Genomic DNA, 25323 nt, shown 5'->3' with positions numbered 1-25323 from the left:
GCATCTTGTGCCGCAACGCAGCATCGCCTAACTCGCGCTTCCGATGAAGCGTACGCACCTGCCTCTGAACGCCCTGCGCGTATACGATGCCGCCGCGCGGCACCTCTCGTTCACCCGTGCGGCGGACGAGCTGGCTGTGACGCCGGCCGCCGTGGGCCAGCAGATCCGCGCGCTCGAGGATCACCTCGGCACGGTGCTGTTCCGCCGCACAAGCAAGGGGCTGGAACTGACGCAGGAAGGCGCCGCCGGGCTCGATGCGCTGCGCGAAGGTTTCCTCAAGTTCGAGGAGAGCGTGTCCGCCATGCAGGCGGGGCAGGCTTCCGACAGCTATACCATTGCCTGCCCGCGCGAATTCTACGCGCAGTGGCTCGCGCCGCGGCTGGCTGAATTCGGCAAGGCCAATCCCGAGATCAAGTTCACCTTCGTGGCGGACGAGAACGCCGATTTCACCGAGGCGAACCTCGATTGCGCGATCCGCCTCGTCGACGGACCGGGCGATCTGCAGGGCGTCGAGCTCGATGCCGCGCGCCGCGTGACCGTGGCCGCGCCGGGTTCGCCCGACAAGTGGATCGACTGGGGCCTGCCGCTGCAGCAGGACACGCCGGCACACATCACCGTGTCGAACGCCGGACAGGCACTGTCCTCCGCGATGGCAGGGCTGGGCAAGGCGATCCTGCCCGAACTGCTGGCCAAGGACGCGGTCGAGGCGGGCAAGCTCGAAGTGCTCGAAGGCCCGACCACCGGAACGCGCGCCTACTGGCTCGTCGCTCCCACGCCGCAATGGCGGACGAAGAAGGTCAAGGCGCTGGTCGGCTTCCTTACCGGCTCCTGACCCCCTCGAAATGCGCGAATACGTCGGCGAGGCCGGGCGGGTCGGTCTCGGCCCGTAGCAGGTCGAGCGCCTGCGCGATCTCCAGCCGGTATTCGAGCGTCGGCCCGTCGCTGGCGACCACTTCCGCACCCAGCCGCTTGATGAACTCGATCGCCGCGCGGTTCTCGTAGAGCACGTGCGCGGCAAGGTGGTCCATCCCGTCGTCCTCCGCATCGAGCAGCAGCGTCGCCGTCAGCAGCCGTCCGACGCCGAGGCCGTGGTAGTCGTCGACCACGCCGATCGAGAACTCGGCCACCTGTGCCTCCGGGTCGGGGCGCATGGCGTGGACCACGCCCATCGCGGGCTGCGCGGGGTCGGAAAGGTCGATCGCGCCCCAGGCGAGGTGGAGCACGCCGTCGGCGTCGAGGAGGCGCTCGATCACCCAGTCGGGCGGGGTCCTGGCGCCGGAGAAGAAGCGCAAATAGCGCGAGCGGGGCGAGAGCCGCGCGATCCCTTCGCGCAGGCGCTGCTCGTCCGCCAGCTCGACCGTGCGCAGGCACACCGGCCGCCCGTCCTCCAGCCGCGTCGTGATCGACGCCTCGCCGCAGGCACCGCGCCAGCGCAGCTCGTTTCCGGCCATATCACCTCCTGCGCAGCGCGACCCGCGAACCCACCCTAGCTTGCAATTTGCCATCGGGCGAGGCGATAACCCGCGAAGGCCAGCAAGGGGGAGGGTGGCGCAGATGGACTTCATGAAGATCCTGAAGAGCCTCGAACAGGCGCTCTACGAGGTCATGGTGTGGCTGGTGTTCTACCCGCTCACCATGTGGAAGGTGATCACCCGCCCGGGCGAGATGATGGCCTATGCCGACGAGGAACTCGATGACGCGGACGAGGACCGCTATTCCGACCGCCTCAGCCCGCCGATCTTCCTCGCCATCACGCTGGGCATCTCGCACGCGCTGGAGGTGTCGACCGGGCTCAACTCCGACCAGAAGGGGCTGCTGGCGGACGACCAGAACCTCCTCGCCTTCCGCATGTTCATCTACAGCGTCTATCCGCTGGTGCTGACGGTGCGACTGCTGAGGAAGCAGGGCATCGCGCTCGACCGCAAGACAATGCTGCCGCCGTTCTATGCCCAGTGCTATGTCGCCGCGCCGTGGGCGGCGGTGGCGGGCGCGGCGCCGGTGGCGGCCTATTCGGCGCAGGGGAAGACGGTGGAGGCGCTGCTGACCGCGCTCGGCGTGATGTTCGTGGCCTTCATCTGGTACATGGTGCTGCAGACCCGCTGGTTCGCAAAAAGCCTGGGCGTGGGCCTGTGGAGCGGCTTTCGCAACGCGCTGCTGACCTTTGCCGAGGCGACCTTCCTCGTCCTCCTCGCCACCGCGCTGGTGCAGAAGTTCTAGGCCCGCCTACCAGGCGATCTTCGCGATGAGGTCTTCGAGGCTCCAGCTTTCGAGCGCGTAGAGCAGGCGCTCGCGCTGGCGACTAGCTTCGCTGCTGCGCGTGGTATTCGGCCAGCACTTCCTCGCGAATGCGCTCGTAGGTCGATTGCCCCGGCACGATATCGCGCGCGTCGATGCGGTAGCGCCCGCGATAGGCGAGGACGAAGCACAGCTGCGAATTGGCGCGCAAATTGTACAGCCCGCCGTTGATCGCCCGCTCCATCGCGCAATCCTCCAGCCGCTTGACCCCGTAGACGAGCGCCGCGTCCCAGGCGGCGGCAAACCCTTCCGCCCCGGGCCGCGCACGCAGCTTGTAGAGCGCCTCGAGCGACTTGCCGACCGCAAGCGCCGCCTGCTTGACGATGCCCGTCGCAGCCAGCTCCGCGACGAAGCGCCGTTGCACATCGGGCGTGATCGAATTGCGCCGGGGAGCGGCGTGGAGATAGGGCGCGAAACCGAGGAGCGGATCGTCCTCGTCAGGCGGCTCGGCGGTATAGGCGACGGCGGAGGTGGCCTGGCGGGGTGTGGCACGGGTGGGGGTGGGGTGGTCTGACACAAAATTCTCCCTCTCAATCTGGCGAGATGACCGAGCCGCACGCGAGGCAAGCGCGACCGCGCGCCGACCGGTTAGGTCGAAGCCAAGCTGCACGGATGTGCGGCGCCCGGCGTTTGAGGGACGAAAACTAAAAACTGCGAAGTAGGAAAATGCTTTCTATCTGGCGAAATCCGGCGCGCGACCAGCGCGCCGCAAGGCCGACCGGCCGCCGCCGCATAAGCGAGCGGAATCGGAGCGAAAGGGAGATGGCCAAAGGCCTACCCAAGGAGCGCCGACGCGTCGCGCCCGGCGTCTGAGGGACGGCAACGAAAAAGCTGCGAAGTAGGGAAACGGTACTGTCGTACCATCGTCAATAAGTGAGCATGCCATTCAATTAATTCATTGCCTTTTCATGACTTAGGCGCGAACGCGATTCTATGCAGGAACTTACCGGCAACGATGTTGCTCGTATAGAAGAACAGATTGATGCGTTGTTGGAGGCGGAGAGCCTTCCAGGCGGATCATTAGCTGACTCCCGATGGATGCTTGTCACTGCCTGTGAAGACATGTTGCGAATTGTGTTCGCAAGCAGCGCGCAACTTTGGACCACGGAAGCAGATATCGAGCAACGTGCGGCTGTAATTCACCGCCTCGACGAGATAAAATATCTAATACGAATTGCGCTTCTTAAAATTGATAAAGAAAAGCCAATCGGTCATTGGGAAACAAAATACTTTAATAGAAAAAATGACAATCGTTACACGTATATAGGCGACTTCATTTGGCGAATTGCAAAGTTCTATATGAGGGCTCAAGGTGTCTTCAGTGGCATCTATGGTCGCGATGCAGATGCTTGGGGAGTTAGAGGAGGACTCAAGCTTTTTACGCGACCTAGCTTAAGGTCTATGCAGTATCGGCTCTTAGAGGCGCTAGTGGTGCAAGATCTTGATCCCTTTACGCCCATTCCAATACTCGCATCATCATTTTTGGGAGACAAATTTACTTTTCCTGACGGTAGTCGCTTAGAACAAGGTGCAGCGTTCAAGGCGGCCGTGAAGAGCGTAAAACTGCGAAATGGCAAAATTTCTTATCCGTTTGTTTTGCAAAGGATAAGGGATCTTTTCGATATGCACCTATATGATCCACAGATTGTCCCACAAGAGTGGGTGTTCCCGTGGGGAGATTACGATTTCTCAAGAAGGTTCTTTGCGGGCTTGAGCGCGCTTTGTCATATGCACATGGTGTGCGTTTACCATGGTGCACTTAAGCACGGGTTGCAGGGAGGGGGATTGGACCAAGCCTGCTTAATCTTGAAGAGAGGCGACTTTGCCAAGAGAATTTCGGCAGTAGCCGGAATTCCTAGTGATCAAACTTCAAGAGCAATCGAGATGCTGACTTACGGCACACTCGCCAAGACACCTGACCTTGCATTGCAGCCTTTTTTGCCTCTGGCCGGTGAAGAGCTGCTAGTGGCTCCGTTACACACGATATCTTCAAACTGGCCGAGAAATTCATTGACTTTACACGCCAGGATCGCGTCGTCGAATTTTGATCGACAAAGTCATCTTTTTGAGCTTCCCATGATTGAAAAGATCACCGATTCAGTTCCGAACCGGTTCGATAGTTTCGGGAATATTACCTTAAAGGTAGGTCGGCGAAAGGAAGAAATTGATGTTGTACTGGTAGACCACCTCAACAAGCAAATTTTGCTCTGTGAGTGTAAATGGTCCATCCCCCCAGGTGATCCGCGAGAAGTCAATGATCGACGCAAAAGTATGATTCAAAAAGTCGGGCAAGCGGATCGAAAACTAGAGTTTGTCCGGAAGAATCTTGCATCGTTTACTGCTAGAATGAATCTTCATGCGGATGATTATTTTTGTAGGGCGCTTGTCATCACAGAGGGGTTCGGTGGTGACCTGACCGATCAACAACATATACCGGTAGTACCTGCGGCAGTTTTTAAGGAAGCGCTGGGTCAGGAAATTACTTTGCACAAGCTCCACGAGATATTCACCTCCCCACTCTGGCTGCCTAGACCAGGAATTGATTGCGATGTGCAGGGCGAGGTCCATCGATTTGCTGGAGTCGAAATTGGAGAGGTAGGCTTGGGCTTTACGAGCAATGAATATTTGGAACAGAATCTGGCTAAGTACCTTACTGACGCTGCCGCGTTGTCTTCAGAACAGATTGCGGGCAATGTTTGGTAGCCTTGACCCATTCCCCCTCCCGCACTATGTGCGCGCCCATCCGGTGAGGGAATCGCCCTGCGCGTCTCCCACTCCGGTCAGATAGAGCTGAACATTGCCGGTCATGACCCGGGGGCCTGTCGCTGATGCGACGAGGCTCTTTTCTATTGAAGCGAACCTCACGGAACGCTCGGGGCAGCCGTCAAAGTAACCCGGTGGCCGTGGCCGATGGGTGGAGCGTTTCAGGCTCGCGCGAATGTACCGCTTACGGCGCCGTGCTGCGCCTGTGCGGCGTTAACGCGAACCCTCGCACTCCTCACCCTTCGGCATCAGTGTCACCACCAACCGGTGAAGTGAGTAATCATGCCGACGATCAACCAGCTGGTCCGCAAGGGCCGCGTTCCGCAGAAGGCCAAGAGCAAGGTCCCTGCGATGGAGCAGAACCCGCAGAAGCGCGGCGTTTGCACCCGCGTCTATACGACGACCCCGAAGAAGCCGAACTCGGCTCTGCGCAAGGTGGCCAAGGTTCGCCTGACCAACCAGCGCGAAGTCATCTCCTACATCCCCGGCGAAGGCCACAACCTGCAGGAACACAGCGTCGTGCTGATCCGCGGTGGCCGTGTGCGCGACCTTCCCGGCGTGCGTTACCACGTCCTTCGCGGCGTGCTCGACACGCAGGGTGTCAAGGACCGCAAGCAGAGCCGTTCGAAGTACGGCGCGAAGCGTCCGAAGTAAGAACGCATCTCAGGAGATATAGAAGATGTCACGTCGTCGTCGTCCCGAGAAGCGGGAAATCCTGCCTGACCCGAAGTTCGGTGATCAGGTCCTTTCGAAGTTCATGAACAACCTCATGTATGACGGCAAGAAGGCCGTCGCCGAAGGTATCGTCTACACCGCGCTCGACACCGTCGAAGCCAAGGCCAAGGCGAACCCGGTCGAGCTGTTCCATGCTGCTCTCGACAACATCAAGCCGCAGGTCGAAGTGCGCAGCCGCCGCGTCGGTGGTGCGACCTACCAGGTGCCGGTCGAGGTTCGCCCCGAGCGTGCCCAGGCGCTGGCCATCCGCTGGCTGATCACCGCAGCGCGCGGTCGTCCGGAAACCACCATGGCCGCACGCCTTTCGGGCGAGCTGATGGACGCTGCCAACAACCGCGGCAACGCCGTCAAGAAGCGCGAAGACACGCACCGCATGGCGGACGCGAACCGCGCCTTCTCGCACTACCGCTGGTAAGGCGTTCCGTTTTGGAGGCCGGGGGAGGGCGCTGCTCTCTCCCGGGTCTTCAAGCGGTCACATTAATCCCTACATGGGGCGCGAGTTAGCTCACCCCCGAACCCGAGGAATTCCACATGGCCCGCGAGTATCCGCTGGAGCGTTACCGCAATATCGGCATCATGGCCCACATCGATGCCGGCAAGACCACCACGACCGAGCGTATCCTCTACTACACCGGCAAGTCCTACAAGATCGGCGAAGTCCACGACGGCGCCGCCACCATGGACTGGATGGAGCAGGAGCAGGAACGCGGCATCACCATTACGTCGGCCGCGACGACCACCTTCTGGACCGCCGAGGATCCGACCATGGATCCGCGTTCGAACCCGGAAGACCTTCGCGCCAACCAGCCGAAGCACCGGATCAACATCATCGACACCCCCGGGCACGTCGACTTCACCATCGAAGTCGAACGCTCGCTGCGCGTGCTCGACGGTGCGGTCGCGGTCTTTGACGGCGTCGCCGGCGTCGAACCGCAGTCCGAAACCGTCTGGCGCCAGGCCGACAAGTACGGCGTTCCGCGGATGTGTTTCATCAACAAGCTCGACCGCACCGGCGCCGACTTCTACTACTGCGTCCAGTCGATCATCGACCGCCTCGGCGCCAAGCCGCTGGTGCTCTATCTCCCGATCGGTTCGGAGAGCAACCTCAAGGGCGTCGTCGACCTCGTCAACATGCGCGGCATCGTCTGGCAGGCCGAAGACCTCGGCGCGAAGTACGAGTTCGTCGACATTCCGGAAGACCTTGCCGACAAGGCTGCCGAATACCGCGAGCAGCTGGTCGAAACCGCCGTCGAGCTCGATGACGACGTCATGGAAGCTTATCTCGAAGGCAACGAACCTGATGCAGCGACGCTGAAGAAGCTGATCCGCAAGGGTACCATGGACCGTGCGTTCGTGCCCGTGCTGTGCGGCTCGGCGTTCAAGAACAAGGGCGTTCAGCCCCTGCTCGACGCCGTCGTCGACTACATGCCGAGCCCGCTCGACGTTCCCGCGATCAAGGGCGTCCTGCCCGACAGCGACAAGGAAGAAACCCGTCCGTCGAGCGACGACGAGCCTTTCGCTGCCCTGGCGTTCAAGATCATGAACGACCCGTTCGTCGGCTCGCTGACCTTCACCCGCATCTATTCGGGCAAGCTCTCCAAGGGCTCGGTCCTGAACTCGGTAAAGGACAAGAAGGAAAAGATCGGCCGCATGCTGCTGATGCACTCGAACAACCGCGAGGACATCGAAGAAGCATTCGCCGGCGACATCGTCGCTCTGGCGGGCATGAAGGACACGACCACCGGCGACACCCTGTGTGATCCGGCCAAGCCGATCATCCTCGAGCGCATGGAATTCCCCGAGCCGGTCATCGAACTGTCGGTGGAACCCAAGACCAAGGCCGACCAGGAAAAGATGGGCGTTGCTCTCAACCGCCTGGCCGCCGAGGATCCGAGCTTCCGCGTTTCGACCGACCACGAAAGCGGTCAGACGATCATCAAGGGCATGGGCGAGCTTCACCTCGACATCCTCGTCGATCGCATGAAGCGCGAGTTCAAGGTCGAAGCCAATGTCGGTGCACCGCAGGTGGCCTATCGCGAGTATCTCGCGCGTCCGGTCGACGTAGACTACACCCACAAGAAGCAGTCGGGCGGTTCGGGCCAGTTCGGTCGCGTCAAGGTCAAGGTCACCCCAGGTGAGCGCGGCCAGGGTTTCGTCTTCGAAGACGAGATCAAGGGTGGCAACATTCCGAAGGAATACATCCCGGCGATCGAAAAGGGTTTCCGCGAGCAGGCCGAGAGCGGCTACCTCGTCGGCTTCCCGATCATCGACTTCACCGTCACCCTGTATGACGGTGCGTACCACGACGTCGACTCGAGCGCGATCGCGTTCGAAATCGCCGGTCGCGGTGCGATGCGCGAAGTTGCCGAGAAGTCCGGCATCAAGCTGCTCGAACCGATCATGAAGGTCGAGGTCGTGACCCCCGAGGATTACCTCGGCGACGTCATCGGCGACCTCAACAGCCGTCGTGGCCAGATCCAGGGTACCGATACCCGCGGCAACGCCCAGGCGGTCGAGGCCAATGTGCCTCTGGCCAACATGTTCGGCTACGTGAACGAACTGCGTTCCTTCACCCAGGGACGTGCGCAGTACACGATGCAGTTCAGCCACTATGACGAGGTCCCGGCGAACGTTGCGGCCGAAGTCAAGGAGAAGCTTGCCTAAGGCAGCTTCAAGGTCTAGGGGCGGCGCCTGATTCCGTCAGGCACCGCCCGCACCACGGAAATTCAACTCTTCAGACAGAGGTAAATTGAGAAATGGCGAAGGAAAAATTCCAGCGGAACAAGCCGCACTGCAACATCGGCACCATCGGTCACGTCGACCATGGCAAGACCACGCTGACCGCGGCGATCACCAAGGTGATGGCTGAAGAGCACGGCGGTGCTGCAGTCGATTTCGCAAACATCGACAAGGCTCCCGAAGAGCGCGAGCGCGGCATCACCATCTCGACTGCACACGTCGAGTACGAAACCGCTGCCCGTCACTACGCGCACGTCGACTGCCCGGGTCACGCCGACTACGTCAAGAACATGATCACCGGTGCCGCCCAGATGGACGGCGCGATCCTGGTCGTGAACGCAGCCGACGGCCCGATGCCGCAGACCCGTGAGCACATCCTGCTTGCCCGTCAGGTCGGCGTTCCGGCTCTCGTCGTGTACATGAACAAGGTCGACCAGGTTGACGACGAGGAAATCCTCGAGCTCGTCGAACTGGAAGTCCGCGAACTGCTCTCGAGCTACGACTTCGACGGCGACAACATCGCCATCGTCAAGGGTTCGGCTCTCGCCGCTCTCGAAGGTCGTGACGACGAAATCGGCAAGAACTCGATCATCGAGCTCATGAACGCCGTTGACGAGCACATCCCGCAGCCGGAGCGTCCGGTCGACAAGCCGTTCCTGATGCCGATCGAAGACGTGTTCTCGATCTCGGGCCGCGGCACCGTCGTCACCGGCCGTGTCGAAACCGGTATCGTGAACGTTGGCGACGAAGTCGAAATCGTCGGCATCAAGGACACCCAGAAGACCACCGTCACCGGCGTGGAAATGTTCCGCAAGCTGCTCGACCGTGGTGAAGCTGGCGACAACATCGGCGCCCTCATTCGCGGCATCGGCCGTGAAGACGTCGAGCGTGGCCAGGTCCTCTGCAAGCCCGGTTCGGTTAGCCCGCACACCGAGTTCAGCGCAGAAGTCTACGTCCTGTCGAAGGACGAAGGCGGCCGTCACACGCCGTTCTTTGCGAACTACCGTCCGCAGTTCTACTTCCGCACCACCGACGTGACCGGCGAAGTGATCCTTCCCGAAGGCACCGAAATGGTGATGCCGGGCGACAACGTGACCATCTCGGTCAAGCTGATCGCTCCGATCGCCATGGACGAAGGTCTGCGCTTCGCAATCCGCGAAGGCGGCCGCACCGTCGGCTCGGGCGTTGTTGCTTCGATCACGAAGTAAGCTTCGCGCAAGCGATTGAAAAACGTTGGCCCGCTCCTCGGAAAGAGGGGCGGGCCTTCGCTTTTAATGAAGGCATTGGACGGCCCGCGCGCACGGTTCGTCTGACCCGTTTCCACTCGGCGAAAAGCTGTTGGATTTTGGGGTTGCCAGATGGGGGTCTCCTCCGTATATGCGCGCCCACAGACGGGGATTCGTCCCTGTCGCAAGAATTCAAGGGAAGGTCGCCCATACCGGGAAACCGGGGTCAAGCAGGGCGGGCCTTTCTTTTTTTGCGGGTTGGAAACGGCCCGTTTGGCTCTTTCGCATCGGTATAGGTAATGGAAGCTCAGAATATTCGCATTCGCCTCAAGGCGTTCGACCACCGCGTTCTCGACCAGGCAACTGGCGAAATCGCCGAAACCGCACGTCGCACCGGCGCCCTTATTCGTGGCCCCATTCCCATGCCGACGCGTATCGAGAAGTTCACCGTGAACCGCGGCCCGCACATCGACAAGAAGTCGCGCGAGCAGTTCGAGGTGCGCACCTTCAAGCGTCTGCTCGACATCGTGCAGCCGAACGCCCAGACCGTCGACGCGCTTATGAAGCTCGACCTCGCAGCTGGCGTGAACGTCGAGATCAAGCTGGCCTAAGCCGCTGATCCGGTCCCCGGCAGGACCTTAAACCGGCCGGAAGTTCAGGGGCCCTCGATTGCCCCGCTAGTCCGTAGGACTGGCAAGACATCGGGATACCGCCGGATCTGATCCGGGTCTGCGTCCCCCGTCTCGCTCCCGCAGCCTTCACTGGCGAGGGGGCAATCAGCCCGGACGGGGCGACGCATCACAAATTGGGCTGGCAAGCACTTGGGGATGGGCCCCACGTGCCTCTGTTTAGGAGTTTGACGATGCGCACAGGCGTTATCGCAAAGAAAGTCGGGATGACCCGCCTCTTCCAGGAGGACGGTCGGCACGTGCCGGTCACCGTTCTCGCGTTGGAGAATTGCCAGGTTACCGCTCACCGTACCGAAGATCGCGATGGCTATTTCGCGGTCCAGGTCGGCTCGGGCGAAGCCAAGCAGAAGAACGTCAACAAGCCGCAGCGCGAAGCTTTCGCGAAGGCTGGCGTTTCGCTGAAGATGAAGGTCGCCGAATTCCGCGTCGAGACCGAAGAGGCTCTGCTTCCGGTTGGTGCGCGCATTTCGGCCGAGCACTTCGTTGCTGGCCAGAAGGTCGACATTACCGGTCACACGCAGGGCAAGGGCTTCGCCGGCGCCATGAAGCGTTGGGGCTTCGGCGGTATGCGCGCCACCCATGGTGTCTCGATCAGCCACCGTGCACACGGTTCGACGGGTAACCGCCAGGATCCGGGTCGCGTGTTCAAGGGCAAGAAGATGGCCGGCCACATGGGCGACCGTCAGCGCACCCAGCAGAACCTCGAGATCGTCCGCACCGACGCCGATCGCGGCCTCCTTTTCGTCAAGGGCTCGGTCCCGGGTGCGAAGAACGGCTGGCTGCTGGTCAAGGACGCGGTCAAGATCGACCACGCCGACCTGCCGTTCCCGGGTGTGATGTATCGCAACCAGGACGAGTTCGCTTCGGAAGAAGCTGCTGCCGGCATGGTCGAGAGCGCAGCCGAGCATGAAGTCGGCACCGAAATTTCCGCCGAGCAGCAGGAAGCCCTGCTGCAGTCGCAGGAAGCTGGTGCGGACACCGAAACCACCACCGATACGCCCGCAGCCGACACCGGCTCGGACGAAAACAAGGAGGGCTGATCCGTGAAGGTGAAGGTCCAGAAAATCGACGGCAAGGCTGCTGGCGACGTCGAGCTGAACGATGCCGTTTTCGGCGTCGAGCCGCGCGCCGACATCCTGCATCGCGTCGTTACGTGGCAGCTCGAAAACCGCCGCGGAACCGCCCGCCCGACGCGCGAGCGTTCGGACGTGGCCCGCACCGGCAAGAAGTGGGGTCGCCAGAAGGGCGGCGGCACGGCTCGCCACGGTGACCGCGCTGCGCCGATCTTCATCGGCGGCGGCAAGGCCCACGGTGCCCGCAAGCGCGACTTCAACCAGTCGCTGAACAAGAAGGTCCGCGCCCTGGGTCTCAAGATGGCCCTGTCGAGCAAGGCGAAGGACGGCCTCGTCGTCGTCGATAGCCTCGAGCTCAAGGACGCCAAGACCAAGGCGCTGGTCGCCACCTTCGGCAAGAACGGCTGGAGCGGCAAGGTGCTGGTGATCGACGGTGAGAGCGTCAACGACGGTTTCGCCAAGGCTGCCCGCAACATCCCCGGCGTCAACGTGCTGCCGGCAGTGGGTGCCAACGTCTACGACATCCTGAAGCATGACACGCTCGTCCTCACCAAGGACGCGGTCGAGAAGCTGGAGGCCCGTTTCAATGGCTAAGAAGCAGGAAATCGACGCGCGTCACTATGACGTGATCCTTGCGCCGCACATCACCGAGAAGGCTACGCTGGCTTCGGAGAACAACGCGGTTGTCTTCAAGGTCGCCAACGACGCCACCAAGCCGCAGATCAAGGAAGCCATCGAGGCGATCTTCGGTGTCGGCGTGACCGGCGTGAACACGATCGTGGCCAAGGGCAAGACCAAGCGCTGGAAGGGCAAGACCTACAAGCGCACGGACATGAAGAAGGCCATCGTAACCCTGAAGGACGGCGATTCCATCGACGTCACCAGCGGTATCTGAGGGGCTAGAGAGAAATGGCACTCAAGAACTACAAACCCACGAGCCCGGGCCGTCGCGGCCTGATCCTCGTCGACAAGTCGGGCCTCTACAAGGGCAAGCCGGTCAAGTCGCTCGTCGAAGGCAAGCGCAAGACCGGTGGTCGCAACAACAAGGGTCATGTCACCTCGCGCGGCATGGCTGGCGGCCACAAGCAGAAGTACCGCTACGTCGACTTCAAGCGTCGCAAGTGGGACGTCGAAGGCACCGTCGAACGGCTCGAATACGATCCGAACCGCACCGCCTTCATCGCCCTGGTGAAGTACGAGGACGGCGAACTGGCCTACATCCTGGCGCCGCAGCGCCTGGCCGTCGGTGACAAGGTGATCGCAGCCGAAAAGGCCGACACCAAGCCCGGCAACGCCATGCTGCTCGGCCAGATGCCGGTCGGCACCATCTGCCACAACGTGGAGATGAAGCCGGGCAAGGGCGGCCAGATCGCCCGCGCCGCCGGTTCCTACGTCCAGCTGGTCGGTCGTGACCGCGGCATGGTCATCGTGCGTCTCAACAGCGGCGAGCAGCGTTACCTGCGCGCCGACTGCATGGGCACCGTTGGCGCCGTGTCGAACCCCGACAACCAGAACCAGAACATGGGCAAGGCCGGTCGTCGTCGCTGGATGGGCAAGAAGCCGCTTACCCGCGGTGTCGCCAAGAACCCGGTCGACCACCCGCACGGTGGTGGTGAAGGCCGCACCAGCGGTGGCCGTCACCCGGTTACCCCGTGGGGCAAGCCGACCAAGGGCGCCCGTACCCGCAACAACAAGCAGACGGACAAGATGATCATCCGTTCGCGCCACGCCAAGAAGAAGAGGTAATCCGACATGGCTCGTTCCGTCTGGAAAGGTCCGTTCGTCGAGCTCAGCCTTCTCAAGAAGGCGGAGGACGCACAGGACAATGGTGGTCGTGCACCGATCAAGACCTGGTCGCGTCGTTCGACGATCCTGCCGCAGTTCGTTGGGCTCACGTTCAACGTCTACAACGGCCACAAGTTCATCCCCGTGTCCGTTTCGGAAGAAATGGTCGGTCACAAGCTCGGCGAGTTCGCTCCTACGCGCACTTTCCCGGGTCACGCTGCCGACAAGAAGGGTAAGCGCTGATGAGCAAGCAGAAAGCACCCCGCCGCGTTGCGGATAACGAGGCGCTGGCCGTCGGTACCACGATCCGTGGTTCGGCGCAGAAGCTCAACCTCGTCGCCGCCCTGATCCGTGGCAAGAAGGCCGAAGAGGCCATGAACATCCTCGCCTTCTCGAAGCGGGCGATGGCGCGTGACGCCAGCAAGGTTCTCGCTTCGGCGATCGCCAATGCGGAAAACAACCACAACCTCGACGTCGATGCACTCGTCGTTGCGGAAGCGTCGGTCGGCAAGTCGATCACCATGAAGCGCTTCCACACGCGCGGCCGTGGCAAGTCCACGCGCATCCTCAAGCCGTTCAGCCGGCTGCGTATCGTGGTTCGCGAGCAGGAAGAGGCGTAAGATGGGCCATAAGAGCAATCCGATCGGTCTGCGCCTGCAGATCAACCGCACCTGGGACAGCCGCTGGTACGCCGAAGGGCGCGACTATGCCAAGCTGCTCAAGGAAGACATCGAGATCCGCAAGTTCATCGTCGAGAACCTGACCCAGGCGGCGATTTCGAAGGTGGTGATCGAGCGTCCGGCCAAGCTGTGCCGCGTGTCGATCTACGCTGCCCGCCCCGGTGTCATCATCGGCAAGAAGGGCGCGGACATCGAGAAGCTGCGTTCGCAGCTGTCGAAGATGACCGACAGCGAAGTGAAGCTGAACATCGTCGAGATCCGCAAGCCGGAGATCGATGCCAAGCTCGTCGCCCAGGGCATCGCCGACCAGCTGGTCCGCCGCGTCGCCTTCCGTCGCGCCATGAAGCGCGCCGTGCAGTCGGCTCTCCGCCTCGGTGCGGAAGGCATCAAGATCACTTGCGGCGGCCGTCTCGGCGGTGCGGAAATCGCCCGTGTGGAATGGTATCGCGAAGGTCGCGTTCCGCTGCACACGCTGCGTGCCAACGTCGACTACGCTGAAGCCGAAGCTCTGACCGCTTATGGCATCATCGGCATCAAGTGCTGGATCTTCAAGGGCGAGATCCTCGCCCACGATCCGACCGCACAGGACCGCCTGATGATGGAAGCTCAGACTTCCGGCGTCCGCCCGGCTCGCTGATTGCAGGATTAGGAAAGAACCATGCTGCAACCGAAGAAAACCAAGTACCGCAAGGCGTTCAAGGGCAAGATCCATGGCAACGCCAAGGGCGGCACCACGCTCAACTTCGGGTCGTACGGCCTGAAGGCGATGGAGCCCGAGCGGATCACCGCGCGCCAGATCGAGGCCGCTCGTCGTGCGATCACTCGCCACATCAAGCGTCAGGGACGCCTGTGGATCCGCGTGTTCCCCGACGTGCCGGTGTCGAAGAAGCCTGCCGAAGTCCGTCAGGGTAAGGGCAAGGGCTCGATCGAATATTGGGCAGCTCGCGTGAAGCCGGGCCGCATCCTGTTCGAACTCGACGGCGTTGCCGGCCCGCTGGCCGCTGAAGCGTTCGAGCGCGCAGCGATGAAGCTGCCGATCAAGACCAAGGTCGTTGCCCGCCTGGGCGACACCTCGCACCTGGGAGGCGAATGATGGCCAAGATTGAAGACCTGCGCCAGAAGTCGGACGACCAGCTGGCCGAGGAACTGACCACGCTCAAGCGCGAGCAGTTCAACCTCCGCTTCCAGGCGGCCACGAACCAGCTCGAGGCTCCGGCCCGCATTCGCGAAGTGCGTCGTTCGATCGCCAAGATCAAGACGCTGCAGACCGAGCGCGCCGCCAGCGCCGCAGCCAAGGCTTAAGGAGTAGACCATGCCCAAGCGTATCCTGATCGGGACCGTCACCTCCGACAAGACCGACAAGACCGTGACCGTGCTCGTCGAGCGCAAGGTGAAGCACCCGCTCTACGGGAAGATCATCCGTCGCTCGAAGAAGTACCATGCCCACGACGAGAAGAACGAGTACCAGCTCGGCGACGTCGTGCGCATCGAAGAAACCAAGCCGATCTCCAAGACCAAGACCTGGCAGGTGATCGATCGCGTTACCGCAGGTGGCACGCAGGCTGTCGAGGCTGACCTCGACGTCGCAGCCGCAGGTAACTGAGCAGTTAGACGTAAGGAACTGCCGGACTGGTTCCGGCAAGCCAGTGAGAAGGAACCGGATCGATGATCCAGATGCAATCCAATCTCGACGTCGCGGACAACAGCGGCGCAAAGCGCGTCCAGTGCATCAAGGTACTGGGCGGGTCGAAGCGCCGGACTGCTTCCGTGGGCGACGTGATCGTGGTTTCCGTCAAGGAAGCCCAGCCGCGCACCAAGGTGAAGAAGGGCGATGTCCATCGTGCCGTCATCGTGCGCACGAAGAAGGACGTCCGTCGTCCCGACGGCAGCGTTATCCGCTTCGACAGCAACGCCGCGGTTCTCGTCAACAAGAACGAGGAACCGATCGGTACCCGTATCTTCGGACCCGTCGTGCGCGAACTGCGCGGCCGTGGCTTCATGAAGATCATCTCGCTTGCTCCGGAGGTGCTGTAATGGCCGCCGCAAAGATCAAGAAGGGTGACAGCGTCGTCGTCCTGTCCGGCAAGGACAAGGGCAAGACCGGCACCGTCGCGAAGGTCATGCCGAAGGACGGCAAGGTCGTCGTCGAAGGCGTGAACGTCGCTGCCCGTCACCGCAAGCCGACCCAGCAGAACCCGCAGGGTGGCATCGACCGCTTCGAAGCGCCGATGCACATCTCGAAGGTCGCGCTGGCCGATCCCAAGTCCGGCAAGCCCACCCGCGTCCGCTTCGAAACCTCGAAGGACGGCAAGAAGGTGCGCGTTGCCGTCAAGTCCGGGGAGACCATCGATGGCTGATTATACCCCCCGCATGCGCAAGCGCTACGACGACGTGATCGTCAAGGCGATGACCGAGAAGTTCGGTTACAAGAATGCCATGGAAGTTCCGAAGCTGGAGAAGGTCACGCTCAACATGGGCGTCGGCGAAGCCAGCCAGGACAAGAAGAAGGTCCAGACGGCCGCCGAGGAAATGGCTCTGATCGCTGGTCAGAAGCCGGTCATCACCAAGGCCAAGAAGTCGATCGCGCAGTTCAAGCTGCGTGAAGGCATGCCGATCGGTTGCAAGGTCACCCTGCGCCGTGAACGCATGTACGAATTCATGGATCGTCTCGTCACCGTCGCAATGCCCCGCATCCGCGACTTCCGTGGCCTGAATCCCAAGTCGTTCGACGGCCGTGGCAACTACGCCATGGGCCTGAAGGAACAGATCGTCTTCCCCGAAATCTCGTACGACAAGATCGAGAAAGTTCGGGGCATGGACATCATCGTAACCACCACGGCGAAGACCGACGAAGAAGCGCGCGAGCTGCTCCGTCTGTTCGGTTTCCCGTTCCCGGCCGAAGCGTCGGAAGAGAAGGAAGCGGCGTGAGCCGCTAATAGAGGAACTTAAGTCCAATGGCGAAACTGAGTTCGATCAACAAGAACGAGCGTCGCAAGAAGCTCGTCAAGCAGTATGCGGACAAGTACGCGAAGCTGAAGGCTATCGCTGACGACAAGAATGCCGACGAGACCGAGCGCCTGATGGCCCGCCTCAAGATGGCTGAATTGCCGCGCAATGCGAACCCGACGCGTGTTCGCAACCGCTGCTCCACCACCGGCCGCCCGCGCGGCTACTACCGCAAGTTCGGGCTTTGCCGCGTCGAACTGCGCGACCTCGGCAACAAGGGCCTGATTCCGGGCCTGACCAAGTCGAGCTGGTGAGGTAAAGACAGATGGCTATGACCGATCCCCTGGGTGATATGCTCACCCGTATCCGCAACGGCCAGCGCGCGAAGAAGGACAGCGTCCTTTCGCCCGCCAGCAAGCTGCGTGCGAACGTCCTCGAAGTGCTCCAGCGTGAAGGCTACATCCGTGGCTTCAGCGACGACACCTCGGGCAAGCACCCGCAGCTGCGGATCGAACTGAAGTATTTCGAGGGCGAACCTGCGATCAAGCATGTCGCTCGCGTCTCCAAGCCTGGCCGCCGCGTCTACTCGGGTTCGAAAGAACTCCCGGTTGTTCGCAACGGCCTTGGCATCACCATCGTCTCGACGCCGAGGGGCGTGCTTTCCGACGCGGAAGCCCGTTCGCAGAACGTCGGCGGCGAAGTGCTGGCGGAGGTGTTCTGATGAGCCGCATCGGCAAGAAGCCGGTAGCGATCCCGAGCGGGGTCACTGCCGCCATCGATAACGGCATGCTCAACGTGAAGGGTCCCAAGGGCACCCTTTCGATGGGTCTGTCGGACCTGGTCGAGTACAAGCTCGAAGACGGCGAAATCGCAGTCAAGCCGGCGAACGACACCAAGGCTGCCCGCAGCCACTGGGGCATGCAGCGCACGCTCGTGTCGAACCTCGTCGAAGGCGTGACCGACGGTTTCACCAAGGTCCTCGAGATCACCGGCGTCGGCTACCGTGCCAATGCGCAGGGCAAGAAGCTCAAGCTTCAGCTAGGCTATTCGCACGACGTCGACCTCGATGTTCCCGAAGGTCTCGAAGTGAAGACCCCCGACCAGACCACCGTGGAGATTTCCGGCATCGACAAGCAGGCCGTTGGCCAGTTTGCCGCCGAAGTCCGCCGCTGGCGCAAGCCCGAACCCTACAAGGGCAAGGGCATCAAGTACCGCGGCGAATACATCTTCCGCAAGGAAGGGAAGAAGAAGTAAGATGGCAAAGCTTTCCCTCTTCGAACGCCGCCGCCGCCGCGTCCGTACCGCTCTCAAGAGCGTTTCGGGCGGCAAGCCGCGCCTTTCGGTCCACCGCACCGGCAAGCACATCTACGCGCAGATCATCGACGACGCCGCGGGCAAGACCCTCGCCGCCGCCTCGACGCTCGGTGCGAAGAACTCGGGTGCCAATGTCGACGCCGCCAAGCAGGTCGGTAGCGACATCGCCGCCGCAGCCAAGAAGGCCGGTGTGACCACCGTCGTGTTCGATCGCGGCGGCTTCCTGTTCCATGGCCGCGTCAAGGCGCTGGCCGACGCCGCTCGCGAAGGCGGGCTGGAGTTCTGATGATGGCTGACGAAAACAAGAACGAAGAAACCGTGGCTGCCGAGACCGAGCACGCGGTGACCAACGAGCAGCCGGCAATCGCCGACACGCCGTCCGAAGCCGCCGACAACCAGTCGGCTGCCCAGGGCGACGAGGGCCAGCCGCAGGAACGCCAGGGCCGTGGCCGTGGTCGCGGTGGCGAGCGTGGCGAAGGCCGCGGTCGTGGCCGTGGTCGCGACGATCGTCGCGGCAAGCGCGAGGAAGAAGACGACGGCATCATCGAGAAGCTCGTCCACATCAACCGCGTCAGCAAGACGGTGAAGGGCGGCAAGCGCTTCGGTTTCGCTGCGCTGGTCGTCGTGGGTGATGGCTCGGGTCGCGTCGGCTTCGGCCACGGCAAGGCCCGCGAAGTGCCGGAAGCCATTTCGAAGGCGACTGCCTCGGCGCGCAAGAAGATGATCCGCGTTCCGCTGAAGGAGGGCCGCACCCTCCATCACGACGGCAATGGTCGCTTCGGTGCCGGCAAGGTCACCGTCCGCACCGCGCCTCCGGGTACCGGCATCATCGCCGGTGGTCCGATGCGCGCCGTGTTCGAGAGCCTCGGCGTTGCCGACGTGGTGACCAAGTCGGTCGGCACCTCGAACCCCTACAACATGATCCGCGCCACCTTCGACGCGCTGCAGGACCAGACTTCGCCGAAGTCGGTGGCCCAGCGTCGCGGTAAGAAGGTTGCCGACCTGCTGGGTCGCGGCGGGGCATCGGAGGCCGAGGCTGAAGCCGACGCCGCCGCTATCGCGGAGTAAGATCGATGGCCAAGAACAGCACCATCAAGATCAAGCAGGTCGGTTCGCCGATCCGCCGTCCGGAAAGCCAGCGCAAGATCCTCATCGGTCTTGGGCTGAACAAGATGCACAAGATCGTCGAGCGCCAGGACACCCCCGAGGTGCGTGGCGCGATTGCGAAGATCCCGCATCTCGTCCAGATCGTCGACTGATCTGCGACAGCATAATTGACGGGGGCGGCCTGCTGCGATAGCGGGCCGCTTCCATTTTTCAGCGCGAACTAAAGCGAAAGCGAGTGCACACCATGAAACTGAACGATCTCCGCGACAACGAAGGCGCCCGTAAGTCCCGCATCCGCGTGGGCCGTGGCATCGGCTCGGGCAAGGGCAAGACTGGCGGCCGTGGCCAGAAGGGCCAAAAGAGCCGTTCGGGCGTCGCCATCAAGGGCTTCGAAGGCGGCCAGATGCCGCTTCACATGCGCCTGCCGAAGCGTGGCTTCAACAACCCCTTCGCCAAGGACTATGCCGAAGTGAACCTGGGCATGGTCCAGAAGTTCATCGACGCCAAGAAGCTCGACACCAAGAAGACCCTCGACCACGAAGCGCTGCAGGCTGCTGGCCTCGCTCGCGGTGGCAAGGACGGCGTCCGTCTGCTCGGCAAGGGCGAACTGACGACCAAGGTCACCTTCAAGGTTGCCGGCGCGTCGAAGGGCGCGATCGAGGCGGTCGAAAAGGCTGGCGGCAAGGTCGAGATCATCGAGAAGGCCCAGCCCGAGCACGAGAAAAAGGCTGCTCGCGCCGAAGCCAACAAGGCCAAGAAGGCCAAGTAACCGACAAAAAAGCGGGGGGCGGGGTTCGACATTCCGCCCCCCTCTCCCTATCTGTCCGGTCAGCGCCGGGACGGGCCGGCGACAAGCTAGGATCGAATACGACCAATGGCATCACGCGCCGACAATATCGCGAGCAACCTCAGTCTCGCCAATTTCTCGAAAGCCACCGAGCTCAAGAACCGTATCTGGTTCACCATCGGCGCGCTGATCGTCTTCCGCTTCCTGAGCTTCGTGCCGCTGCCGGGCGTTAATCCGCTCATCCTCAGCGACCTGTACGATCAGACCCGCGGTGGCATCCTCGACCTGTTCAACACATTTTCGGGCGGCAGCCTTGAGCGCATGAGTCTCATCGCGCTCGGCGTCATGCCCTACATTACGGCCTCGATCGTGGTGCAGCTGGCGGCTGCTTTGCATCCGAGTCTCGCCGCGCTGAAGAAAGAGGGCGGGGCAGGGCGTCAGAAGCTCAACCAGTATACCCGCTACGGCACGGTCTTCCTGTGCGCGATCCAGGGTTGGTTCCTTGCATCCGGCCTTGAAAGCTACGGTGCGCAAAGCGGCCTCCAGGCCGTCGTCGAACCGGGCCTGATGTTCCGCATAGGTGCCGTCATCAGCCTTGTCGGCGGGACCATGTTCCTCCTCTGGCTGGGTGAACAGATCACCAGTCGCGGCATCGGCAACGGCGTGTCGCTGATCATCATGGCCGGTATCGTCGCCCAGTTCCCGACATTCGTCAGCAACATGGGCAAGGGCTATTCGGAAGGTTCGATTTCGACCGGTACGATCGTCGGCTTCATCGTTATGGCGGTGCTGCTGATCCTTGGCATCTGCTTCTTCGAGCGCGCCCAACGGCGCCTTCTCATCCAGTATCCCAAGCGCGCGACGCAGCGCGGGATGATGCAGGCCGACCGTTCGCACCTGCCGCTCAAGCTCAATACTGCGGGTGTCATCCCGCCGATCTTTGCCAGCTCGCTGCTTCTGCTGCCGCTGACGATCACCCAGTTCGCGGGCAATTCCGTGGACACCGATACGACCTTTGGCTCGATCCTCCAGACCGTGCTGCAGTACCTCCAGCATGGCCAGCCGCTTTACATGGCGCTCTACGCCATCGGCATCATCTTCTTCTGCTTCTTCTACACGGCGATCGTCTTCAATCCTGAAGAGACGTCGGAGAACCTGAAGAAGAATGGCGGCTTCATCCCGGGCATCCGTCCGGGCAAGCGCACCGAGGAGTATCTCGACTACGTGCTGACGCGTATCACCGTGATCGGCGCGATCTACCTGACCATCGTCTGCGTCATTCCCGAATGGGGCATCGCGCAAACGGGCGTACCGCTGTTCCTCGGCGGGACCAGCCTGCTGATCGTGGTCAACGTTACGGTCGACACGATCAGCCAGATCCAGTCGCACCTGCTGGCGCATCAGTATGGCGATCTCATCAAAAAGGCCAAGTTGAAGGGGCGCCTGCGTTAAGGCATCAACGCAGGTGAAGGGGACTTAACGCGATGGACATTATCCTTCTTGGCCCTCCGGGCGCTGGCAAGGGCACGCAGGCACAACGCCTCGAGGAGCATCACGGGATGCGCCAGCTGTCGACCGGCGACATGCTTCGCGCGGCAGTGAAGGCAGGAACCCCGGTCGGCATCAAGGCGAAGGCGATCATGGATCGCGGCGACCTCGTTTCGGACGACATCGTGAGCGAGCTCATCGATGCGGAACTGACCGCGATGGGGCCAGACACGGGCGCTATTTTCGACGGCTATCCCCGCACCGAAGCCCAGGCCGAGATGCTTGACAGTATCCTCGCAAGGCATGGCCGCAAGCTCGACCATGTGATCGAACTGGAAGTGAACGAAGACGCGCTCGTCGAGCGCATCACCGGTCGGTTTACCTGCGCCAATTGTGGCGAAGGCTATCACGATACGTTCAAGCAACCCGAGAAGCCGGGTGTTTGCGACAAGTGCGGGTCGACCGAATTCAAGCGTCGCCCCGACGACAACGAAGAGACCGTTCGCAATCGAATGGCGGTCTATCGCAACGAAACCGCGCCGATCCTGCCCGGCTACGAAGCGCGCGGCATCGTCAGCCGTGTCGATGGCATGGCCGCTATCGGTGAAGTGACGCACGCGATCGACGCGATCCTCTCGCGCTGATCCGAGCCGACCTTTTCAAGCCTGCGCCCATCGCTTAGGACCTCGATCCAGAGGGGAGTGAGGGATGCACCGTTTCGCCACCGCCATAGCGCTGTTTTCTGCCGCACCTGTGGCAGCCGAAGTCGTTGAAACTCGCGCAGATGGATTCGTGACCCGTGACACGGTTACGGTCGCGACTACAAGCATGAAGACCTGGCTGGCACTGACCAAGCCGGGTGATTGGTGGACTGACGCCCATACCTGGTCGGGCGATGCCTCAAACATGACTCTGGTACCGCAGGCCGGGGGCTGCTTCTGCGAAAAGGTGCCTGGCGAGGACCGCAAGGATGGTTTCTCGCTCGATGGCAGTGTCCAGCACATGACCGTCATCCAGTCCTATCCGCTCAAGGTCCTACGCATGCGCGGCGGGCTTGGCCCGCTGCAGGGTGAACCCGCCACCGGGGTCCTCACCATCACACTGAAAGGGGTCGAAGGGGGCACCCGGGTGCTGTGGGAATACAATGTCGGTGGCCCCATGCGCTACAAGATCGACGAGATCTCGAAAGCGGTTGATGGCGTGATGACGCAGCAGTTGCGGGCGCTTCGCGATCACCTCGGGCCGCTAGATACCGCCGAGGATCGGGAGACCGCGGCTACCGAGAACCCTTCTCCTGACAGCCTGGAGGCGGAAATCGACAGCCTCGGGCAGGATTGATCGAACAGCTGCAGCATTTACGCGGTTAACGTTCAAATGGCCGCGAGGACTTTTGACCTCGCCTCGCGGCTGGTGTAACAGGCTTGAAACACGAGGCGAGCCGCCCATATCGGCGGTTCGTCGTGTCGCGTGCGCAAGGCGGTTGACGCCCAAGGCGAATCCTCCTAAGCGCGCCTTTCATTCGACACTTGCGGTGAGTCCGGCAGGCGACAGCCAATGTGCGCGCCAACCGGGCTTTTTGCGTTAGCATGCCGCCTGCGCCGAGTGGATTGAGCGATGAGATAGGGGTGCCGGCCTTCCGGTACGTCCCTGTGGAGCATGGAGAAGTAAGTGGCTCGTATTGCCGGGGTAAACATCCCCACCAACAAGCGCGTTATCATCGCGCTGACCTATATTCACGGTATCGGCCGTACCACGGCCCTCGAGATCGCCGACAAGCTCGGTATCGACCACGCTCGCCGCGTGCAGGACCTTTCCGATGAGGAAGTGCTGCGCATCCGCGAGACGATCGACGCCGACTACACTGTCGAAGGCGACCTGCGCCGCAACACCGCGATGAACATCAAGCGCCTGATGGACCTCAAGTCCTTCCGCGGCCTTCGTCATCGTGCCGGCCTGCCCGTCCGCGGCCAGCGCACCCACACCAACGCCCGCACCCGCAAGGGTAAGGCCAAGCCGATCGCCGGCAAGAAGAAGTAAGCTTCGGGGCTTTGTCCCGAACGCTTTTCCCTTCTTGAGAGAATGTAAGGAAAGAACACCATGGCACGCGAACCCGGCCGTATCAGGCGCCGCGACAAGAAGAACATTTCTTCGGGCGTTGCGCACATCAACGCCAGCTTCAACAACACCATGATCACCATCACCGACGCTCAGGGCAATGCTATCAGCTGGTCCAGCGCCGGCATGATGGGCTTCAAGGGCAGCCGCAAGTCGACTCCCTATGCCGCGCAGGTTGCTGCCGACGACGCGGGCCGCAAGGCCGCCGAACACGGCGTTCGCACCCTCGAGGTCGAAGTGAAGGGCCCGGGCTCGGGTCGTGAGAGCGCGCTGCGCGGTCTTGCTGCGGTGGGCTTCACCATCACCTCGATCCGCGACGTGACGCCGATCCCGCACAACGGGGTCCGTCCTTCCAAGCGTCGTCGCGTCTGATCCGTACCTGCCTGGCGGCTCGCTAGCGGGCCGCCGACACCCTCCACGGACCGGGCGCTCTTGCCAAAGAGCTCCGGTCCCGCCCGCATCCGAACCAGGGGATTTTCATGTCCGTCAACATCAAGAACTGGCAGGAACTCAAGAAACCCAATAGCCTTGATATCAAGGATTCCGGCGACAAGGCCCGCAAGGCTACCTTCGTTGCTGAACCGCTCGAGCGTGGCTTTGGCCTGACGCTCGGCAATGCCCTGCGCCGCGTGCTCCTGAGCTCGCTCCAGGGTGCCGCGATCACCTCGATCAAGATCGAAGGCGTGCTGCACGAATTCTCGTCGCTCGCCGGTGTCCGCGAAGACGTCACCGACATCGTCCTTAACGTGAAGCAGATCGCGCTGAAGATGGAAGGCGAAGGCATGAAGCGCCTGCAGCTTTCCGCCACCGGCCCTGCCGAAGTGAAGGCCGGCGACATCGCCGTCTCGGGCGATATCGAGGTGATGAACAAGGATCTCGTGATCTGCCACCTCGACGAAGGTGCGACGCTCAACATGGAGCTGACCGCCGACACCGGTAAGGGCTATCGCCCGGCCGTGATGAACCGTCCGGTGGACGCTCCGATCGGCCTGATCCCGGTCGACTCGCTCTACTCGCCGGTTCGCCAGGTGAGCTACAAGGTCGAGAACGCCCGCGTTGGCCAGGAACTGGACTACGACAAGCTCTCGCTGACCGTCGAAACCGACGGCACCGTGGCTCCGGAAGATGCCGTGGCCTATGCCGCGCGTATCCTCCAGGACCAGCTGACGCTGTTCGTCCACTTCGAGGACGGCATCCCGCAGGCACCTTCGGCCATGATCGGCCAGGCTGCGGAGCCGCAGGAAAGCGACACCAACCAGCTCAACCGTTACCTTCTCAAGAAGGTCGACGAGCTGGAACTGTCGGTGCGTTCGGCCAACTGCCTCAAGAACGACAACATCATCTACATCGGCGACCTGGTCCAGAAGACCGAGGCCGAGATGCTCCGCACGCCGAACTTCGGCCGCAAGTCGCTCAACGAGATCAAGGAAGTCCTGAGCTCGATGGGCCTGCGCCTCGGCATGGACATCCCCGGCTGGCCGCCCGAGAACATCGAGGAAATGGCCAAGAAGCTCGAACAGGAGCTGCTGGGCTAACACCTCGCAACGGGAATGGGCCGGACCCGCAATTCCGGCCCGTACC

The 25323-nt window shown here is 62.0% G+C and carries 36 protein-coding genes; 34 read left to right on the top strand and 2 right to left on the bottom strand.

The features are described 5' to 3' along the window. Positions 1-43: 43 nt before the first annotated feature. Positions 44-832: a LysR family transcriptional regulator gene (locus tag IRL76_RS07870; RefSeq protein ID WP_200980831.1), complete on the top strand. Its 789-nt coding sequence runs from the start codon at positions 44-46 to the stop codon at positions 830-832. On the opposite strand, the gene IRL76_RS07865 is transcribed toward IRL76_RS07870, so the two are convergent. Further along, complete coding sequence (locus IRL76_RS07865) at positions 819-1451, bottom strand: GNAT family N-acetyltransferase (protein WP_246449603.1); 633 nt, start codon at positions 1449-1451, stop codon at positions 819-821. The two genes, IRL76_RS07870 and IRL76_RS07865, sit on opposite strands and share 14 nt — an antisense overlap. A 103-nt stretch (positions 1452-1554) precedes the next feature. Here IRL76_RS07865 and IRL76_RS07860 point away from each other — a divergent pair, with 103 nt between their 5' ends. Further along, positions 1555-2217 (top strand): hypothetical protein, encoded by a 663-nt coding sequence (locus tag IRL76_RS07860; protein ID WP_200980830.1) that lies wholly within the window; start codon positions 1555-1557, stop codon positions 2215-2217. Positions 2218-2299: 82 nt separating this feature from the next. Here the strand turns inward: IRL76_RS07860 and IRL76_RS14545 are convergent, their stop codons facing one another. Continuing rightward, complete coding sequence (locus IRL76_RS14545) at positions 2300-2812, bottom strand: hypothetical protein (protein ID WP_246449601.1); 513 nt, start codon at positions 2810-2812, stop codon at positions 2300-2302. 416 nt (positions 2813-3228) lie between these two features. Between IRL76_RS14545 and IRL76_RS07850 the strand changes: the two genes are divergently transcribed. The 32 genes from IRL76_RS07850 to IRL76_RS07695 all read left to right on the top strand — a co-directional run bounded on the left by IRL76_RS07850 (position 3229) and on the right by IRL76_RS07695 (position 25277). Further along, positions 3229-4998 (top strand): DUF234 domain-containing protein, encoded by a 1770-nt coding sequence (locus IRL76_RS07850; RefSeq protein WP_200980829.1) that lies wholly within the window; start codon positions 3229-3231, stop codon positions 4996-4998. 342 nt (positions 4999-5340) lie between these two features. After that, a complete protein-coding gene (gene rpsL / locus IRL76_RS07845; protein WP_006831873.1) occupies positions 5341-5712 on the top strand; it encodes a 30S ribosomal protein S12 in 372 nt (123 codons plus the stop codon). A 25-nt stretch (positions 5713-5737) separates the two neighbouring features. After that, positions 5738-6208, top strand: a complete 471-nt coding sequence (rpsG, locus tag IRL76_RS07840) for a 30S ribosomal protein S7 (RefSeq protein ID WP_200980828.1) — start codon at positions 5738-5740, stop codon at positions 6206-6208. Between the two features lie 116 nt (positions 6209-6324). Further along, positions 6325-8457: an elongation factor G gene (fusA, locus tag IRL76_RS07835; protein ID WP_200980827.1), complete on the top strand. Its 2133-nt coding sequence runs from the start codon at positions 6325-6327 to the stop codon at positions 8455-8457. A gap of 92 nt (positions 8458-8549) precedes the next feature. Further along, positions 8550-9740: an elongation factor Tu gene (gene tuf / locus IRL76_RS07830; RefSeq protein WP_200980826.1), complete on the top strand. Its 1191-nt coding sequence runs from the start codon at positions 8550-8552 to the stop codon at positions 9738-9740. 317 nt (positions 9741-10057) lie between these two features. Continuing rightward, positions 10058-10369, top strand: coding sequence for a 30S ribosomal protein S10 (gene rpsJ / locus IRL76_RS07825; protein ID WP_086436159.1), 312 nt, complete (start codon positions 10058-10060; stop codon positions 10367-10369). Positions 10370-10620: 251 nt separating this feature from the next. Next, entirely contained in the window at positions 10621-11487 is an 867-nt protein-coding gene (gene rplC / locus IRL76_RS07820; protein ID WP_200980825.1) for a 50S ribosomal protein L3, read from the top strand. 3 nt (positions 11488-11490) lie between these two features. After that, positions 11491-12114 (top strand): 50S ribosomal protein L4, encoded by a 624-nt coding sequence (gene rplD / locus IRL76_RS07815; RefSeq protein ID WP_200980824.1) that lies wholly within the window; start codon positions 11491-11493, stop codon positions 12112-12114. Next, positions 12107-12415, top strand: a complete 309-nt coding sequence (locus IRL76_RS07810; protein WP_200980823.1) for a 50S ribosomal protein L23 — start codon at positions 12107-12109, stop codon at positions 12413-12415. Before rplD ends, IRL76_RS07810 begins: the two co-directional genes overlap by 8 nt. Before the next feature lie 14 nt (positions 12416-12429). Then, the gene (gene rplB / locus IRL76_RS07805) at positions 12430-13266 is read left to right on the top strand and encodes a 50S ribosomal protein L2 (protein ID WP_200980822.1); all 837 of its coding nucleotides are present in this window, start codon (positions 12430-12432) and stop codon (positions 13264-13266) included. Between the two features lie 6 nt (positions 13267-13272). Then, positions 13273-13548: a 30S ribosomal protein S19 gene (rpsS, locus tag IRL76_RS07800; protein ID WP_200980821.1), complete on the top strand. Its 276-nt coding sequence runs from the start codon at positions 13273-13275 to the stop codon at positions 13546-13548. Then, positions 13548-13925 carry a 50S ribosomal protein L22 gene (rplV, locus tag IRL76_RS07795; protein WP_200980820.1) on the top strand — a complete coding sequence of 126 codons (378 nt, stop codon included), beginning with the start codon at positions 13548-13550 and terminating at the stop codon, positions 13923-13925. The genes rpsS and rplV overlap by 1 nt, the downstream gene beginning before the upstream one ends. Position 13926: 1 nt before the next feature. After that, positions 13927-14622: a 30S ribosomal protein S3 gene (rpsC, locus tag IRL76_RS07790; protein WP_200980819.1), complete on the top strand. Its 696-nt coding sequence runs from the start codon at positions 13927-13929 to the stop codon at positions 14620-14622. 21 nt (positions 14623-14643) lie between these two features. After that, positions 14644-15078: a 50S ribosomal protein L16 gene (gene rplP, locus IRL76_RS07785; RefSeq protein WP_200980818.1), complete on the top strand. Its 435-nt coding sequence runs from the start codon at positions 14644-14646 to the stop codon at positions 15076-15078. After that, positions 15078-15287 carry a 50S ribosomal protein L29 gene (gene rpmC, locus IRL76_RS07780; RefSeq protein WP_200984232.1) on the top strand — a complete coding sequence of 70 codons (210 nt, stop codon included), beginning with the start codon at positions 15078-15080 and terminating at the stop codon, positions 15285-15287. The genes rplP and rpmC overlap by 1 nt, the downstream gene beginning before the upstream one ends. Before the next feature lie 10 nt (positions 15288-15297). Continuing rightward, the gene (rpsQ, locus tag IRL76_RS07775) at positions 15298-15588 is read left to right on the top strand and encodes a 30S ribosomal protein S17 (protein WP_200980817.1); all 291 of its coding nucleotides are present in this window, start codon (positions 15298-15300) and stop codon (positions 15586-15588) included. A gap of 62 nt (positions 15589-15650) precedes the next feature. After that, positions 15651-16019 carry a 50S ribosomal protein L14 gene (rplN, locus tag IRL76_RS07770; RefSeq protein WP_006831888.1) on the top strand — a complete coding sequence of 123 codons (369 nt, stop codon included), beginning with the start codon at positions 15651-15653 and terminating at the stop codon, positions 16017-16019. Continuing rightward, entirely contained in the window at positions 16019-16342 is a 324-nt protein-coding gene (gene rplX / locus IRL76_RS07765; RefSeq protein ID WP_200980816.1) for a 50S ribosomal protein L24, read from the top strand. Before rplN ends, rplX begins: the two co-directional genes overlap by 1 nt. Beyond that, complete coding sequence (rplE, locus tag IRL76_RS07760) at positions 16335-16913, top strand: 50S ribosomal protein L5 (protein ID WP_200980815.1); 579 nt, start codon at positions 16335-16337, stop codon at positions 16911-16913. The genes rplX and rplE overlap by 8 nt, the downstream gene beginning before the upstream one ends. Before the next feature lie 26 nt (positions 16914-16939). Next, a complete protein-coding gene (gene rpsN, locus IRL76_RS07755; protein WP_200980814.1) occupies positions 16940-17245 on the top strand; it encodes a 30S ribosomal protein S14 in 306 nt (101 codons plus the stop codon). A gap of 11 nt (positions 17246-17256) precedes the next feature. Next, a complete protein-coding gene (gene rpsH, locus IRL76_RS07750) occupies positions 17257-17652 on the top strand; it encodes a 30S ribosomal protein S8 (RefSeq protein ID WP_200980813.1) in 396 nt (131 codons plus the stop codon). Next, positions 17652-18185: a 50S ribosomal protein L6 gene (gene rplF / locus IRL76_RS07745; protein ID WP_200980812.1), complete on the top strand. Its 534-nt coding sequence runs from the start codon at positions 17652-17654 to the stop codon at positions 18183-18185. The genes rpsH and rplF overlap by 1 nt, the downstream gene beginning before the upstream one ends. A gap of 1 nt (position 18186) precedes the next feature. Further along, positions 18187-18531, top strand: coding sequence for a 50S ribosomal protein L18 (gene rplR / locus IRL76_RS07740; protein WP_200980811.1), 345 nt, complete (start codon positions 18187-18189; stop codon positions 18529-18531). Positions 18532-18533: 2 nt separating this feature from the next. After that, positions 18534-19313: a 30S ribosomal protein S5 gene (rpsE, locus tag IRL76_RS07735; RefSeq protein WP_425504519.1), complete on the top strand. Its 780-nt coding sequence runs from the start codon at positions 18534-18536 to the stop codon at positions 19311-19313. Positions 19314-19318: 5 nt separating this feature from the next. Then, positions 19319-19504 (top strand): 50S ribosomal protein L30, encoded by a 186-nt coding sequence (gene rpmD / locus IRL76_RS07730; RefSeq protein ID WP_200980810.1) that lies wholly within the window; start codon positions 19319-19321, stop codon positions 19502-19504. Between the two features lie 92 nt (positions 19505-19596). After that, on the top strand, positions 19597-20121 hold the full coding sequence (gene rplO, locus IRL76_RS07725; protein ID WP_200980809.1) for a 50S ribosomal protein L15: 525 nt from the start codon (positions 19597-19599) through the stop codon (positions 20119-20121). A gap of 105 nt (positions 20122-20226) precedes the next feature. Then, entirely contained in the window at positions 20227-21591 is a 1365-nt protein-coding gene (gene secY, locus IRL76_RS07720; RefSeq protein ID WP_200980808.1) for a preprotein translocase subunit SecY, read from the top strand. 32 nt (positions 21592-21623) lie between these two features. Continuing rightward, the gene (locus tag IRL76_RS07715) at positions 21624-22271 is read left to right on the top strand and encodes an adenylate kinase (RefSeq protein WP_200980807.1); all 648 of its coding nucleotides are present in this window, start codon (positions 21624-21626) and stop codon (positions 22269-22271) included. A gap of 64 nt (positions 22272-22335) precedes the next feature. After that, positions 22336-22965, top strand: coding sequence for an SRPBCC family protein (locus IRL76_RS07710; RefSeq protein ID WP_200980806.1), 630 nt, complete (start codon positions 22336-22338; stop codon positions 22963-22965). Positions 22966-23295: 330 nt separating this feature from the next. Further along, the gene (rpsM, locus tag IRL76_RS07705) at positions 23296-23664 is read left to right on the top strand and encodes a 30S ribosomal protein S13 (RefSeq protein WP_200980805.1); all 369 of its coding nucleotides are present in this window, start codon (positions 23296-23298) and stop codon (positions 23662-23664) included. Between the two features lie 60 nt (positions 23665-23724). After that, positions 23725-24114 carry a 30S ribosomal protein S11 gene (rpsK, locus tag IRL76_RS07700; protein WP_160607305.1) on the top strand — a complete coding sequence of 130 codons (390 nt, stop codon included), beginning with the start codon at positions 23725-23727 and terminating at the stop codon, positions 24112-24114. Positions 24115-24221: 107 nt separating this feature from the next. Further along, complete coding sequence (locus IRL76_RS07695; RefSeq protein ID WP_200980804.1) at positions 24222-25277, top strand: DNA-directed RNA polymerase subunit alpha; 1056 nt, start codon at positions 24222-24224, stop codon at positions 25275-25277. The last annotated feature ends 46 nt before the right edge of the window (positions 25278-25323 follow it).

Origin of the sequence: Qipengyuania soli, from assembly GCF_015529805.1 — a bacterium.
GTDB classification, from domain to species: Bacteria; Pseudomonadota; Alphaproteobacteria; order Sphingomonadales; family Sphingomonadaceae; genus Qipengyuania; species Qipengyuania soli.
This window is presented reverse-complemented; position numbering and strand designations above follow the sequence as displayed.

Excerpts from the sequence above, each read along its gene's own strand:
- fusA (WP_200980827.1), top strand. The coding sequence starts at position 6,325 with ATGGCCCGCGAGTATCCGCTGGAGCGTTACCGCAATATCGGCATCATG.
- IRL76_RS07865 (WP_246449603.1), bottom strand. The coding sequence starts at position 1,451 with ATGGCCGGAAACGAGCTGCGCTGGCGCGGTGCCTGCGGCGAGGCGTCG.
- rplE (WP_200980815.1), top strand. The coding sequence starts at position 16,335 with ATGGCTGATTATACCCCCCGCATGCGCAAGCGCTACGACGACGTGATC.
- rpmD (WP_200980810.1), top strand. The coding sequence starts at position 19,319 with ATGGCCAAGAACAGCACCATCAAGATCAAGCAGGTCGGTTCGCCGATC.
- IRL76_RS07850 (WP_200980829.1), top strand. The coding sequence starts at position 3,229 with ATGCAGGAACTTACCGGCAACGATGTTGCTCGTATAGAAGAACAGATT.
- rpsL (WP_006831873.1), top strand. The coding sequence starts at position 5,341 with ATGCCGACGATCAACCAGCTGGTCCGCAAGGGCCGCGTTCCGCAGAAG.
- IRL76_RS07715 (WP_200980807.1), top strand. The coding sequence starts at position 21,624 with ATGGACATTATCCTTCTTGGCCCTCCGGGCGCTGGCAAGGGCACGCAG.
- IRL76_RS07860 (WP_200980830.1), top strand. The coding sequence starts at position 1,555 with ATGGACTTCATGAAGATCCTGAAGAGCCTCGAACAGGCGCTCTACGAG.
- rplO (WP_200980809.1), top strand. The coding sequence starts at position 19,597 with ATGAAACTGAACGATCTCCGCGACAACGAAGGCGCCCGTAAGTCCCGC.
- IRL76_RS07810 (WP_200980823.1), top strand. The coding sequence starts at position 12,107 with ATGGCTAAGAAGCAGGAAATCGACGCGCGTCACTATGACGTGATCCTT.
- rpsN (WP_200980814.1), top strand. The coding sequence starts at position 16,940 with ATGGCGAAACTGAGTTCGATCAACAAGAACGAGCGTCGCAAGAAGCTC.
- rpsS (WP_200980821.1), top strand. The coding sequence starts at position 13,273 with ATGGCTCGTTCCGTCTGGAAAGGTCCGTTCGTCGAGCTCAGCCTTCTC.
- rplR (WP_200980811.1), top strand. The coding sequence starts at position 18,187 with ATGGCAAAGCTTTCCCTCTTCGAACGCCGCCGCCGCCGCGTCCGTACC.
- rpsH (WP_200980813.1), top strand. The coding sequence starts at position 17,257 with ATGGCTATGACCGATCCCCTGGGTGATATGCTCACCCGTATCCGCAAC.
- IRL76_RS07695 (WP_200980804.1), top strand. The coding sequence starts at position 24,222 with ATGTCCGTCAACATCAAGAACTGGCAGGAACTCAAGAAACCCAATAGC.
- IRL76_RS07710 (WP_200980806.1), top strand. The coding sequence starts at position 22,336 with ATGCACCGTTTCGCCACCGCCATAGCGCTGTTTTCTGCCGCACCTGTG.
- rpsG (WP_200980828.1), top strand. The coding sequence starts at position 5,738 with ATGTCACGTCGTCGTCGTCCCGAGAAGCGGGAAATCCTGCCTGACCCG.
- rplP (WP_200980818.1), top strand. The coding sequence starts at position 14,644 with ATGCTGCAACCGAAGAAAACCAAGTACCGCAAGGCGTTCAAGGGCAAG.
- rplN (WP_006831888.1), top strand. The coding sequence starts at position 15,651 with ATGATCCAGATGCAATCCAATCTCGACGTCGCGGACAACAGCGGCGCA.
- rpsJ (WP_086436159.1), top strand. The coding sequence starts at position 10,058 with ATGGAAGCTCAGAATATTCGCATTCGCCTCAAGGCGTTCGACCACCGC.
- rplF (WP_200980812.1), top strand. The coding sequence starts at position 17,652 with ATGAGCCGCATCGGCAAGAAGCCGGTAGCGATCCCGAGCGGGGTCACT.
- rpsC (WP_200980819.1), top strand. The coding sequence starts at position 13,927 with ATGGGCCATAAGAGCAATCCGATCGGTCTGCGCCTGCAGATCAACCGC.
- IRL76_RS07870 (WP_200980831.1), top strand. The coding sequence starts at position 44 with ATGAAGCGTACGCACCTGCCTCTGAACGCCCTGCGCGTATACGATGCC.
- secY (WP_200980808.1), top strand. The coding sequence starts at position 20,227 with ATGGCATCACGCGCCGACAATATCGCGAGCAACCTCAGTCTCGCCAAT.
- rpmC (WP_200984232.1), top strand. The coding sequence starts at position 15,078 with ATGGCCAAGATTGAAGACCTGCGCCAGAAGTCGGACGACCAGCTGGCC.
- rplB (WP_200980822.1), top strand. The coding sequence starts at position 12,430 with ATGGCACTCAAGAACTACAAACCCACGAGCCCGGGCCGTCGCGGCCTG.
- rpsQ (WP_200980817.1), top strand. The coding sequence starts at position 15,298 with ATGCCCAAGCGTATCCTGATCGGGACCGTCACCTCCGACAAGACCGAC.
- rplV (WP_200980820.1), top strand. The coding sequence starts at position 13,548 with ATGAGCAAGCAGAAAGCACCCCGCCGCGTTGCGGATAACGAGGCGCTG.
- tuf (WP_200980826.1), top strand. The coding sequence starts at position 8,550 with ATGGCGAAGGAAAAATTCCAGCGGAACAAGCCGCACTGCAACATCGGC.
- rpsK (WP_160607305.1), top strand. The coding sequence starts at position 23,725 with ATGGCACGCGAACCCGGCCGTATCAGGCGCCGCGACAAGAAGAACATT.
- rpsE (WP_425504519.1), top strand. The coding sequence starts at position 18,534 with ATGGCTGACGAAAACAAGAACGAAGAAACCGTGGCTGCCGAGACCGAG.
- rplC (WP_200980825.1), top strand. The coding sequence starts at position 10,621 with ATGCGCACAGGCGTTATCGCAAAGAAAGTCGGGATGACCCGCCTCTTC.
- rplX (WP_200980816.1), top strand. The coding sequence starts at position 16,019 with ATGGCCGCCGCAAAGATCAAGAAGGGTGACAGCGTCGTCGTCCTGTCC.